10 protein-coding genes are annotated in these 13,967 nt (G+C 33.0%); 5 read left to right on the plus strand and 5 right to left on the minus strand.

Going from position 1 to position 13,967, the window contains the following annotated elements; all coding sequences use genetic code 11:
* Positions 1 to 46 precede the first annotated feature (46 nt).
* Positions 47 to 2,530, minus strand: a complete 2,484-nt coding sequence (locus tag ASC84_RS10755; protein WP_056514510.1) for a hypothetical protein — start codon at positions 2,528 to 2,530, stop codon at positions 47 to 49.
* Positions 2,531 to 2,831: 301 nt separating this feature from the next.
* Here ASC84_RS10755 and ASC84_RS10760 point away from each other — a divergent pair, with 301 nt between their 5' ends.
* Positions 2,832 to 3,200, plus strand: coding sequence for a hypothetical protein (locus ASC84_RS10760; RefSeq protein WP_056514513.1), 369 nt, complete (start codon positions 2,832 to 2,834; stop codon positions 3,198 to 3,200).
* Positions 3,201 to 3,576: 376 nt separating this feature from the next.
* On the opposite strand, the gene ASC84_RS10765 is transcribed toward ASC84_RS10760, so the two are convergent.
* Positions 3,577 to 4,164, minus strand: a complete 588-nt coding sequence (locus tag ASC84_RS10765; protein WP_056514516.1) for a hypothetical protein — start codon at positions 4,162 to 4,164, stop codon at positions 3,577 to 3,579.
* A 129-nt stretch (positions 4,165 to 4,293) separates the two neighbouring features.
* On the minus strand, positions 4,294 to 4,884 hold the full coding sequence (locus ASC84_RS10770) for a hypothetical protein (RefSeq protein ID WP_155860340.1): 591 nt from the start codon (positions 4,882 to 4,884) through the stop codon (positions 4,294 to 4,296).
* Between the two features lie 582 nt (positions 4,885 to 5,466).
* Here ASC84_RS10770 and ASC84_RS10775 point away from each other — a divergent pair.
* A complete protein-coding gene (locus tag ASC84_RS10775; protein WP_056514520.1) occupies positions 5,467 to 6,585 on the plus strand; it encodes a Fic family protein in 1,119 nt (372 codons plus the stop codon).
* 516 nt (positions 6,586 to 7,101) lie between these two features.
* Positions 7,102 to 8,610, plus strand: coding sequence for a long-chain fatty acid transporter (locus ASC84_RS10780; protein ID WP_056514523.1), 1,509 nt, complete (start codon positions 7,102 to 7,104; stop codon positions 8,608 to 8,610).
* A gap of 65 nt (positions 8,611 to 8,675) precedes the next feature.
* Here the strand turns inward: ASC84_RS10780 and ASC84_RS10785 are convergent, their stop codons facing one another.
* Positions 8,676 to 9,290 carry a carbonic anhydrase gene (locus ASC84_RS10785; RefSeq protein WP_004722639.1) on the minus strand — a complete coding sequence of 205 codons (615 nt, stop codon included), beginning with the start codon at positions 9,288 to 9,290 and terminating at the stop codon, positions 8,676 to 8,678.
* Between the two features lie 322 nt (positions 9,291 to 9,612).
* Between ASC84_RS10785 and ASC84_RS10790 the strand changes: the two genes are divergently transcribed.
* Together ASC84_RS10790 and ASC84_RS10795 are read left to right on the plus strand one after the other, a co-directional pair.
* Positions 9,613 to 10,662 (plus strand): alpha/beta fold hydrolase, encoded by a 1,050-nt coding sequence (locus ASC84_RS10790; RefSeq protein WP_056514526.1) that lies wholly within the window; start codon positions 9,613 to 9,615, stop codon positions 10,660 to 10,662.
* Positions 10,659 to 11,669, plus strand: a complete 1,011-nt coding sequence (locus ASC84_RS10795; protein ID WP_056514529.1) for a hypothetical protein — start codon at positions 10,659 to 10,661, stop codon at positions 11,667 to 11,669. Before ASC84_RS10790 ends, ASC84_RS10795 begins: the two co-directional genes overlap by 4 nt.
* Positions 11,670 to 11,716: 47 nt before the next feature.
* Here the strand turns inward: ASC84_RS10795 and ASC84_RS10800 are convergent, their stop codons facing one another.
* On the minus strand, positions 11,717 to 13,750 hold the full coding sequence (locus ASC84_RS10800) for a ligand-gated channel protein (protein WP_056514532.1): 2,034 nt from the start codon (positions 13,748 to 13,750) through the stop codon (positions 11,717 to 11,719).
* Positions 13,751 to 13,967: the final 217 nt, after the last annotated feature.

Consider the following 13,967-nt stretch of genomic DNA (forward strand, 5'->3'; position numbering starts at 1 on the left):
AAGGCAAAATTTTTTAAAATACCTCATTTAATTAAATATAAAATCATTACTCTAATGTGTCTAGAAATGCACATACATACCTAGATTGTGCACCATAGTCTACAACTGAATGATTCCTATTTAAAAAATCTTCAAAAGTAATAATTTTTAGAATGATGTTATTAAATTTAGAATTAAACTCATCTTTAAACCTCACCATATTTTTTTTTGTTGGCTCTACATTAAGTGGATCTTCCGAATATTGTTCAAAAATTAAAAAAGCTTCATCAGGATTAATTTGTTGAATAACATCTAAAAACTTACTCTTCTCACGGTCATTTTCAAAAAAATAGTCAGCACTACGTTTTGCTTCTCCAGCAAAAAGAACTCCGCCATATACTCCTAATAAATCTATTTCGTTTAATTGACTCAAATCTTTGTAATCGTAAAAAATATTTACTTCAGGTAAGTACATAAAAGAATTTATGGTATTACTATTTTGAATATAATCTAAAGCCCAAAGAACAGGAAGCCCACAATGCTCAACCATGGTTTTGTGTACAAACTTATTAAGCAGATAGTCCCAAGAAAATTCATTACCAACAGGAATTATGTGTGTTTTTTCACAAATGTCACAATTATTTTTTAATTTAATAGAATCTACTGTTCTTATGTTTTTATAACCACAATATTCACAACTCCATGTATGAATTGGGCAGAAAATTTTATATTCTACTAGTATATTAAGTGCATCTTTGAAACAAGCAGCCAAATATTTTCGTGACTCATCAATATTCTTAAAATTCATTTTATTTTTAATACTGATGTAAAGCTCCTTATTCTTTTGTTGAAATTTTTCAAACATAAATAGAGTGTATATATAATCTTCTTTTCCGTTTCTTTGTGAAGCATCTTGAAATACTTTTTTCCATAAATTGTTTGTTAGGAAATTTGAAGCAATATTTAAGTGATTAAATAAAGAAATTACACCATTAAAATTTTTACCTTTATCTGAAATACTTATATGGGAAATTCTAGGTTTATCCAGTTTATATCTGCTATCATCTTTATTGTATAAGTTTCTTTGGCTTAATAAAGTATTCAATACCATTAAGTCATCAGGTAAATTAATATTAATCAAAATTTCATTATTGTTACTATTTCTATTAAATGGGTTAAAAATATTTCCGATAATACATGTAGGTATTTTGTTTCTACTAATACGAAAAAAATCTTTTCCAAAATTTTTTGATATATATGCCCTTTGGGGGATTATCCATGTATCAATTACATTTGAATATTTAGATAAATTGTTATGACGGTCTATATCACATTCTATCGCAAAATGTCCTGAACCAAAACTTTGAAAATTTGTTGGAAGATATTTTAAATGACGTGGACCACTTGTAAATAAATTGGCTGGATTTTCAGAGATAGATAATTTTGAAATATCTTGAGGTCTTAAGGAAGTGTTTAATTTAAAAAATGAATTTGGATAAATTTTTTCAGAAAAATATGAGTTTATATTAATATTATTATATGTGAAATCTTGCAATTTTTCTTTTATATGTTTTAATTTTGTTTTTGATATGGTGCTAGAATATAATGAAACATAGTTATGCCCATGTTCTCCAATAAAATTTAAATTATTTAAATATTTCCCGAGATATTTCAAGAAATCATCATTATTAAAATGTTCTTCTGTAAGGATTAATGAGCCTAAGGAGGAATATGTACTATTATGGAAATGCCTATAATTCCAAAAGGATATACGATCCTGAACACTAGAGCCTATGACTATAGCAAAAGATTTGCTAAAGAAATCATGATATATCGGGTTAAATGCTTCAGAATGAATATTTGCTAAACGAGCAACTGTAGTAGCCTCTTGATCTGCTAATAAGTCTAAAATTCTTGCTTCAGATTCAATTAATTTTGCATCTGCATTGTTATTATCAGGAGCTCTCTCTTTAGAAAGACAGAATACTTCAAAAAAACCACTAACTTCATGTAGATAATTATTAACATTAATTCGATTTCCAAAATTATCAGTTACGAAACGATCACCAGATTTAGGCGAAAATTGAGTTATTAAGTTTATAATTTTATTTGTGCTATTAGATCTTTTAAAAGCATATATTTCAGGACTATGGATTGTTGATATAGATCCAATTGGAGAGTAAAAGGGAATATTTACAGAGAAAAATTTCCGTTCATTTCCGTATTTGTGTTCAAGTAAAGAACCAGGAGAATTTAATTTTTCAATTTCTTCTATTTTTTCTTTTTCTAGCTTTAAGTAACTATAAACTATATCCGCATCATAAAAGCTTAACCATTCTAGATAGTTTTTATCATTATTTGTTCCAAAAGGAATAATTAAAAAACGTGTTCCAGCCCAGCAAGTATAAGAGTATTTAAAAATTTCATCTAAAATTAAATGGTTATTTTCAGACTCTTCCTCAGATATTAAAAAAGCTATTTTTATTGGTCGCTTATAAGCAGTAACTTGAACATCTTTTTTCAATCTTTCAGGATTTAATAACATTTCCATGGAAGCCTTTCTTTTGTATGTGTATGATTTCAATGAATATCAAAGGATAACGTTTGGTCAAATTGTGCAGTTATAAGTAAGATTACTTCTTATAACATACTGTTTATTATATAAAAACTTGAAAATAATTTCCTACTATGATTGTTAATTTAAAATAGATTAAACAGTAAAAATAACATACTTAAAATTAAGATTTTAATAACTGCAATAGACTTAGATTTTCACACGTTAAGTTGGAATTATAACTAGTTTTTTTCCGAAAATAAGCCTATCAATCACTCAATCAGAAAGAGGTCTAAAAATGAAAAAGATACTTTTGTGTATATTTTGCGCCGTTAATACATGTGCTTGGGCTGAATTGCCTAAACAGAATTCATCATGCAAGATTGTAGATCAGAAATATAAATTTGCTTACTTAGTTGTTCTTGGCAGTCTTTGCTCTAAAGATGAAAACTCTATTTATGATAAAAGCTTAAATACACTTTTTTTAAAAAACCAAAAGAAATGTAAACTCTCTCGTGAGCAGATTGATCCAACAGATGAAAAGGTCATGAATGCTTATGACGGACTACTTAGTCTAACTATAGAACAACAAAGAATACGCTGTAGAGCTTCAGCGAAAACGATAAAAACTTACTTCAGCTACGGCGATAACGGCGATACTTGCTAGAGAAACTAAAGTCTGACTTAATATTTTTGCTGACTTCTCATTACTGTCTAAAGCATCTTTGGATTTTTTAGCGCCTGTATCATCTGTTTTGAATGTCAGGGCAACTAAGAAATCTCTAATTACAGTACTACTCATTTATTATGATTCTCAATAAATACTTATTGATTAAATTTTAACTGAATAAAAAATCAAATCACCTAAAATATCTATATAATTCATATAAGTGCATAAACAATTATAAAAATAATGTATTTTTTAGTATTAGATATATCCACTAAATTTTTTAAAAAATTTGAGAGTGTTTGTAGTTTTTGAAGAATAGCCCCGAAAACAGGGCTATATTTTTTTTAGTTATAATAGATTACGAAAATAGGCTTTAATATATTGTTTTCTTTACAATACTTGCAATACTCTTATCCATGAAGAAAATCACAAAAGTTATAACTATATAGCCAAGCCCCATAAAGAAAAAGAACCCAATTAAACCACTAGCCCACATCTTCAAAACAAAGCCAATGTAAAAAAAACCAATTATTAATATCGCCGTGATAAAAAACATTAACGAACTTATCGAAGACGTGATAGATGTCACAGCCTTTGATATATATACTTTAAGGTCATTTCTATTAGTTTTTTTGCGTTTCATCAAATATATTAAGAAAAATTGAAGTAAATATGGAACAGCCAAAAATATTAAAATCAAAATATTGCTTGGTATGAAGGCATTAAAGAAATCTAGAACACTTCCTAACCCTTCAATCAAGCTAGTATCAGTACCATGAGTCTGATTTAAATAACTTACATCAGAGTCAGAAATTGTTTGATTTTTCTTTAAAAAATTATTATAAAACAAAGTTATACTTGCTCCACAATAATATGTGAAAATTAAAAATGCAGCAACATAAGCAATATATGTAAGTAAATAAATACAAGCCTCTTCGAAAACTAATCTTGGATTTTCCACTCTATTTCTCCTGTTTTTGTAGATATGTATAAAGGAAGTGAAGAAAGCTAAACCTTTGTAGAATTATGAATTTAGACATTCTTCAATTTAGTATTTTTATTTGATTTTAAAAGACTTTTATAGGACAACTCAGTATAGAGTTGAGCTTTTTTTTAATAATCTTCCAGTGGTTAAAGATTCAAAAAAGTTAGCATATTCATCTCCTCTAACTGTTCCACCAGTAGAGTAAGAACCTATAGATTTTCTATAACGCACAAGATAATCAAATAATGTTCCATACTTTGTTACCGTATAAGTATTTTTATCGATTTCATAAATAAAATCATTTTCATCTTTGGTGTACATAAAAAAAACATTCAAATGTTCATTCTCACCGCAGATTTCAAAATATTGTTTTTCAACTAAATCATCTACTCCACAATTCTCTAAAAATTTGACTGTAGGATCATCCTCCTGCATTAAATCATTTTGTCTTTCTTTACCAAATCCTAAACCGCGAAAACTGTTATATATATAAAAATTATCACCAAAAAGAAGACCACCAGAACATTTACCCATGGTCATAAGTAACTCTTTAAATTGCCCGTGAATTGAAATATTGTGACTTAGCTCAATTTGATAAATCTCATCTTCTGTGTAGCCTTCAATACGATCTAAATGCTCAATAAAGTGGTTCTTTTCTGCTTTGATGGATGACAACATTTTTATAAGATTATTCATTTTGATTACCTTTAAATTTACTACCTGTAAATGATCTTTAATTTTCTGAAAGAGAAATCGCATAATAGCGTACTCAAAACTCTCTCCCCCTAGAAAAATGAAAATATCTTGTAAATATAGAAAGAATTTGAATTCCAAATAGCAAATTACACAAACATCCAAATTATGATTGAAGTAGGCATTTTCAGGAATGAGTACCTGTATGAGTACCTTGTAGAAATACAAAATCAATAAAACATATTAATATCATAATCTTATATTATAGATTCTAGGCTCGCAGGGCGCACAATTAAAGAAGAATAAAAAAAAATTCTCTTTACCAAAATTAAGACAATAAAATTAAGCCTTACAAAAGTTTAAAAGTTTTCGAACGGTAATTTTAATCATGTTTAAGGCTGATGATAAAAGCTAAAGATTAGATTACTTGCGCCCAAATATTAAAAAACCTAAATATACAAAATTATAGTTATGGATCTAAATCGATATAAGCGAGCTAATTAAGCATCTTATTCAACTCATATAGTGAGCCGAATATATGCTATATTTAGCTCATCTTGGAAAAGCTCTAAGTGGAGATTTAAGATGCAAGAGTGGATTTGGCAAACCAACAACTGGACAAACTTTAGATGGGAAGATGAAATCATCTTACCCAAAACCAGACAGATTCATCAAAAAATTGGAATTCTACTTGGGCAAAGTCAACATGATTTAGCCAAAGAGCAATTCACCTTAAATACTCTACTTGCCAATCTTGTTGCATCATCCGCGATTGAAAATGAAACCTTAAATGTGTATTCATTACATTCCTCACTTGCACGTCGTCTGGGCGTTACGCTTGACCAACCTTATCCGAGTTCGGACAGATCTGAAGGTTTGGCCAATATCATGCTTGATGCGCTGAACAATGTGAAACAACCACTTACTGTTGAACGTCTGATGCAATGGCATCAATGGCTTTTTAGTGATCCCGATTGGACAATGCAGCGCTTACGCATTGGTCAACTCAGAGGTCCAGAACCGATGCAGGTTGTTTCTGGTCGATTGGATTATCCGACAGTTCACTTTGAAGCACCTCCTAGAGAAGGACTTGAAGAACGTTTAGAAGCCTTTATAAATTGGTTTAATCTTAGTCTAACCGATGCGTTGCTTGATCCCCTACTTCGTGCGGGTATTACTCACTTATGGTTTATCACACTGCATCCTTTTGATGATGGTAACGGGCGTATCACCCGTACACTGACAGACCTGGCCTTAGCACAAATGGATCAGCAGAGTATTCGCTTGTATGCGATGTCCCCTGTTATATTAAACAAACGTAAAAGTTACTATGAAATCTTAGAGCAAAGCCAAAAAAATGATTCCAATATCACTAATTGGCTTGTCTGGTTTTTAGACACCTTAAATGACAGCCTCGAAACGACGTTAAAACAAATTAATCGAACTGTATTTAAAAGTCAGTTTTGGTATAAATATTCAAATTTAGATCTCCATGAAGGACAACGCAGGGTATTGAATCGCTTATTAGATGGTGGAGAAAATGGCTTTGAACATGGTATTAGTGCCTCTCAATATCAAAAGGTTGCTAAAGTCAGTAAAGCAACAGCTACTCGGCATTTATCCGACCTGTTAGAAAAAGGATGTATAATCAAATTGGAAGGTGGTGGACGCAATACTCGCTATCAAATCAATTCCCTATTATAAAAATAATACCCTTTTTAAAGGTGTTTTTTGTGATAAAGCCAATTTACTTAAAATATTTTTATCGTTTTTGAATAGATAAATCAAAAACTTGAATCCTATAAGGACGCACAATTGAAGAAGAATAAAAAGTGACTTTCTGTCTTTACAAAGATGTAATATTGAACCACTTATATGGCCAAATAAACTCAGCTTTGTTTTAACCAACTGGTTATATTTTATGCAAGCCATCAATCACTAAAATATCTATATTTTATTATCTTCAGTTTGATTTTTTTCAATATCTCTATAAATAATCTCATCTTTATATTTTTTTCTAAATTCTCTCTCTGCAAACTAAACTACATAGTTCATTTTTTTTTCACTAATTCACCCTCTAGAGTATTTACTCTTATTTTTTATATGTTATTTTGTAAATAGAAGTAACTTTGAGTTGTATATTTAAGTATCAAAATTATTTCTCATTCAAAACTTAAGTACTTCAAAGTATTCATTTTATTATATTAGGGAAAAATTAAAATGAAATTAAAACATTTATCAATCGCGATAATTGCTGCAAGTTTACCAATGACTGGTGTTTTTGCCGCAGCAATGGATCGCTCAGGCCAATCTATTTCGGCATTCCTTCAACCTAATAATTATTTTGAAGCGGGTATTTCAGTTTTAGACCCAACTGTTGAAGGTCGGGAAGCCGGAGATACGCCTAAACCATATCGTGAAATCAATGATATGGGAGATGATTATTATTTTCCATCTGCTGCGATTAAATTACAATTAACAGATCAAGTTTCATTTGGTCTTTTATATGACCAACCATTTGGCGCAGATGCAGCATATTCAGGTCAAAATGCTTTTGTTTCAACTGATCACGATACGGTATTACCTCCAGAAAGATTAACTGCTCTTCGTAACAGTACAATCGACTCCACATTTAATGCACTGACTGCACAACAACGTGTTGGTGGATTCCTACAAGGTCAAGGTGTTGACTTAACCACGCCAGCGGGTCAAGAACAATTTGGAAAATCATTAGCTAGATATGGTAGTGACGCTACATATAAAGCGGGTGTTGATGCTGCAGTAAAAAATGTTGTTACAGGTAGAGTTGATCAAGGCATTAAAGCCGCTAACGACACACTGGGTAAAGGTAACACCAAAGTTGAAGTAGACACCCAAAATATTTCAATGATTTTTGGTTTTCAACCCATTGCAAACTTAAACTTCTACGGTGGTGGTGTTTACCAAACCATTAAAGGAAATGTTAGCCTGCGTGGTCAAGCATATAGTTTATATAACGGCTATGATGCAAGCATTAAAGAAACTGGCGGTGTGGGTTGGTTAGCAGGTGCTGCATATCAGATTCCAGATATCGCATTAAAAGCATCAATAACTTATCGCTCTGAAATCGATCATGATGTGAATATCAATGAATCGATTCCTACACTTGGTGCATTAACGTTACTTGGTGAGCCTGGCGCAGCTGCAGCAAAAGCAATTGCTGCCGCCAATGGTAAAACGACAATTACAACGCCACAGTCTGTTAACATCGATTTACAAACTGGAATCATGGCAAATACGGTTGCTTTTGCAAACCTTCGTTGGGTAAATTGGAAAGACTTTTCAATCCAACCGTTAAAATTTGGTAAAGTTTCTCAAACTATTGGTGGTTTAGTTAACCGTCCAAATGGATTTAACCTTGTTGAATATTCTGATGATCAATATAGTGTAACTGCAGGTGTTGGGCGTAAAATTAATGACCTATGGGCAGGTAACGTTTCAGTAGGCTGGGACTCTGGTGCGGGCAACCCTGTTTCAACTTTAGGTCCAACTGAAGGTTATTGGAATGTAGGCTTAGGTGTTCAATATAGCCCTACCCCTGCAACGTTCATCGCTGGTGGTGTTAAATACTTCTGGTTAGGTGATGCTAAAGCTCAAACTGGTGCTCAAGCAGGTGGCGATAGTTATGTTGCAGAGTTTAAAGACAATACTGCAATCGCTTATGGTTTAAAAATTGGTTATAGATTCTAAGAGTCTATACCGATAAAAAAATCCCACATCAAAGTGGGATTTTTTTATGATGGAAATTTAAAGCATTAAAAATCGTAGAAGGAAACTTCACCCGTTTCCAATGAATATTCAGCACCAACGACTTTTAATTTACCTTTGGCAATTAAGTTTTCTAATACGGCTGAACCATGGCGTAATTGATTGACTGAAGCAAAAACATTTGATTTCACGGCATGCATTGATAGTTTTTCTAAGTCATCTTTCAATTCAGTTTGCATTAGAATTTCAACTGAGGGACGAACACGATTTACAATTGACATAAGATTTGCAGAAGGTGGTGTATTTGGATTCTTCAGCGCTTCAATTGTTGAATGAATCGCACCACAATGGCTATGCCCTAAAACAACAACCAATGGACAGCCAAAACTATCTGCGGCAAATTCCACACTACCCACCTGCGATGGTGCGACAATATTACCTGCAACACGAATCACAAATAAATCACCGAAACCTTGGTCAAAAACCATTTCTGCTGGAACACGAGAGTCTGAACAACCTAAAATAATTGCAAATGGTTCTTGGCTGTCCATCATTTCAGATCGTTGCTGATGCGTCAAAAATTTAGTCAGATTGGTTTCACCATGTGCAAAACGTTCATTACCCTGTTTTAATCGTTCTAAAGCTTCTTGAGCAGTTAGCATGTCCTTTGTTCCATTGTGTGGAGAGTGTGATTATTTTAATGCCGCAAAATGTGAAAGTCACTGACTAAAAATAAACTCTGTTACAATTTTTGTTATGTAGGGATATGGGGCTGAATTTCAAAAATACATAGACATAATTCACAGTTTAATTAAAATTATTTAACTAAAATACAAAATAATCTCTATATTAGTTGAGTTGGACACTGAAACTATGGCAAAAAACTTACAAATAAGACTTTCTCGGCAAATGTTGAAAAAATTATGATCATGAATAATATTTTTACTTTATATAATGCCTAGTCTTTTACTCGGAACCCTCTGCATGTCTGAACTGGCCCATAAAAAAATTCTTCATTTTTTAAACAGCATATTGTTAAGTTTGACTGCGATCGGTGTATTGTTTTTAGGTAGTCACAACAATGCAGCTGCTGGCACACCAGAATATGTGGATTATTTAAAAATTGTACAAGAAGAACGTGCTTGGGCAGGATTAACGTCTAAAACATTGCGTGTGGGTGATGTTATTTGGTCTTATAGTGAAGGTGGTTCTAAAGATAAGCCAACAGTTTTACTGATTCATGGTTTAGCCAGCAGCCGTGATACATGGAATGATATTGCGCAGTCATTGACCCCATATTACCATGTGATTATTCCAGACTTGCCTTCAGCAGGAAGTACCCAAGTTCCAGCCAATTTTGATTTATCTGTACCGAATGTAACTGAGCAACTTAGACGCTTTATTGAAGCTGCACATATCCAGGATAATTTAAATATTGCAGGACATTCATTGGGGGGAACCATTGCAATGTTTTATGCATCACAATATCCATTTGATACGAAAAGCTTATTCTTAATGAGTACAGGGGGTATTTTTAAATCAACAAATACCAATTATTTAAGAAATCCGATCTATCTCAAACAATTATTAATCACACAAAAAGGTGATTTGGATTTTGTCATGAAAAAGGTGATGTTTAATCCACCTTTTACTGCACGTGTGATTAAAGATGAACAAGAAAAATTGTTCATTGCTAAATCTCAAGACACAGCCAAAATCATCAATCAAATTGACGCACTCAATCGACTCTACACCCCTTCAACCTTTACCACGATGTTAAAAAACATTGAAGCGCCCACCATGATCCTATGGGGTGAACAAGATCAAATTGTAAATGCCGATGTTGCAAATGAATTAAAATCGGTATTAAAACGCCCTGAAACACCGATTATTCTACAACGTGTTGGGCACATGCCATTACTTGAAGCCCCTGAACGTGTTGCAGACCACTATTTAAGCTTTTTAAATAAAGTACAGCCTTTGCAAAACCCATTGTCAGATCAAACACATGGACAAATTGAGTTCAAAAAATGAAAAATCAACTCATTGAACAATTGATCGAAGCCCAACTTGGCTTTTTAGATCAAGAATTTTCACAGGCTGATACGATTAAAATTGAGTTTACTGAATTTTATCATTGGTTTAGAAAACAGCCTTTAAAACAAATTTGGTCTTTTGCACAAATTCATGATTTATTGTCAAAGCAAATTTTAGCGACACCTGCAAACAACTTTCTCATTGAGCAAATCGCTGAGCATATTCGTTTTGCATTGATTCATCCAAGTAATGATGAAGCGTTAATTGAAGATATTATTCCAGTCAGCACGATTGATAAAATCGCACAATATGTCGCAAGCAAATCAGGTCATCGCCAAGCTTTGATCAAACGTGTTGTCAATAATCCTGCCTTTTCAAGCATGTTAACCCAATTGATCCATCATTCTATTCAAGACTATATTGATAATTCGGTCATGAATAAAAAGGTCCCAGGTGTGGGACGTTTTATGAAGATGGGGAAATCAGTTTTAGAATCGGTTACCGACACTAATTTAGATGATACAGTTAAGCATTATCTGCAAAAAAATATTATTAAAATTAGTCAATTGAGTGAACAAGTCATTAACCAACAGTTTGATGACAATAAGCTTTATCATTTTCAAGCCAATTTGTGGCATAAAATTAAAAAAGTACCGATTGCTGTATTGCGTAATTATGTTGAAATTAACGACTTACCTAAAACTGTAGGTATGGGGCATGAAATATGGGAACATATTCGCCAAACAGATTATTTAAAGAAACAAGTACATGATGGCGTACTGACTTGGTATGTACGTAATGAAGAACGCCCTTTTGATTTAATTTTAAGTGATATCAATATTGATGAAGCGTTGATTCAAAATCAATTACAACAGTTACTTGATCCTGTTATTCAACAAATGGTTGCTTCTCAACACTTAAAGAGTCGTGCACGGATCTATCTGGAAAAATTTTATTATTCAGATGAAACTTTAAAGATTCTAAATATTGAAAAAGGCGCATAAAGCGCCTTTTTCATGACTAAACAGATTTAATACAATTTAATTGAGCTTTAGAACTTATAAATTAAACCCAAATTGTAACGGCGACCATCCAATACATAATTATAAGTCGCAGTATCTATGCTTTTATCAAATAAGTTATAAATACCGGCATTAAACTGTAAGACATTGGAAGGTTTATAGTTTAGACCGACATCAATCATTGCATACGCTGGTCTACCTTTCCCCATAGATGTACGACTTAAATAGTCAGAAGTTTTACTTCTTACATTTAAACGGCTCCACATCCCGACTTGATCATTTGTTTGCCAATCGAATGTTGTATTAAACATATGTTTCGGCATTTCATTTAAAGGTTGGCCTTTAAATGCTCCACTCTTTTGTTCAGTATCCGTAAATGTATAATTTGTTGCCCAACGAACATCTGGAGTGATTGCCCAACCTAGAGTTGCCTCTATACCACGCATATTTGCTTTATCGACATTAATACGTTGACTGACAAAGTCGAATTGTTGTCCTAACCAAGAACACCCCATAGTTCCAGAGTCTCCTTGACAGGTACGAATTTCAGTAATTTTATCTTTAAATTCACTATTAAATACGGTAAAACCTGCATCTAAATTGTCATTATTATCCCAGTTAATCGATGCTTCATAATTGATACTTGTTTCTGGTTTTAAATCTGGATTCCCCACAATCATACCACTCGACTGACCACCACCTGTTGCTTGTCCCCATCCTGCAACAGTGGCACGTAATGCCGGAGTTTTATAACCTGTTGATACCCCACCTTTAACAATCCAGTTATCATTCAAGGTCCAAACACCATAGACTTTCGGGCTAAAATGATCACCAAATTTTTCATCTTTATCATAGCGTAATGAAGCAGTTACCGTAAATGGCTCTACAATATTCCACGCATCCTCAGCAAATAATGCCCAACTATAGCGATCTAAGTTGGTTAATTTTGATCCACCAATAACTAACTGATTGCCAAAGTCCTCAAGCTCTTCTTTTAAATAACTTCCCCCGAAGCTCAAAGCATGAGAACCTAAATTGATTTGGTTCAAAGTATTAAACGTTGTATTGATTGCTTCCATACTACGGGATGGATTTTCATTTTCCTCACGTTGAATATAAGAATGTGTCTTTAAATCGCCAATTTCACCACGATGAGTCAAACTATATTCGGTACGATAATAATCTGTATATGAGTCTGTTGGGAGCTTACCATTTCGCCCTGGTACATTCGCGATTGTTTTACCTACCGTTTGATCACGGTTTTGAATTGATCGCTGATATTCTAAATCAATAGTATGTTCAGAACTTGGCGTCAAGCTCAGTGTTGCGCCACCTGCACGTATACGTTGCTTATTATAGCCACCAATGATGTCATCTTCATTGCGTTGTGAGAATGTTCCATTCGCCTTTAAGCCAAGTAAATTACGGATTAAAGGGCCAGAAACATACAGGTTTGCTTGATGGATATCCCCAGAATCTCTATTTTCTTGTAGTGTCGTATCCAACTTAACCGAACTTGTCCAAGTATCCGCGACTTTTTTGGTAATAATATTAATCACACCGCCCATGGCATCTGAACCATATAAACCAGACATCGGGCCACGAATCACTTCTATACGTTCAATACTTTCAATACTTGGCATCCAACCTTGCTCGATACCCGAGTTATCACTATTTGGTCGAACCGAACGTGTATTAACCTTTTTACCATCAATCAAAAAAACCGTATAGGCACTTCCCATACCACGGATACTAATATCACTTGAACTTCCACCACCTGTTACGACTACACCAGGAACATCTTTAAGTGCATCGGTTATATCTCTATACGCTTTTTTATTAATGTCTTCTTGCGTTAAAACTGAAATAGATGCTGCAGCTTGTTTCACCTCTTGCTCAAAGCCACTTGCTGTCACAACAATCGTTTCTAGTTTGGTTGACTCTGTAGACTGAGGATTAGTTTTATTAGAAGGTTCTTGTGATTCTGCGGCATAGGCAGTTCCCATCATAACGGTGATAATGGAGAGAGATAACGCAGATTGGATGATACGGTTAGTTGACATAAGGTATTCCAAAGAGGCTAAGAATGAATAGACAATGAAGGTTTAGATACAATGTGTAATAAAAACACCACAGCATTATAAACAATATTAATAACTATTCTCATTTTTATTAATCATTCGGTTAATATTTGGGCATTTCTAGGTATATCTTTAAGTTTTTATTCTGTTTTTTAAGATTCACTTAAGCTTATTAATATTTAAAAAAATACAAAAGTTA

Origin of the sequence: Acinetobacter sp. Root1280, assembly GCF_001425285.1 — a bacterium.
Taxonomy (GTDB): Bacteria; Pseudomonadota; Gammaproteobacteria; order Pseudomonadales; family Moraxellaceae; genus Acinetobacter; species Acinetobacter guillouiae.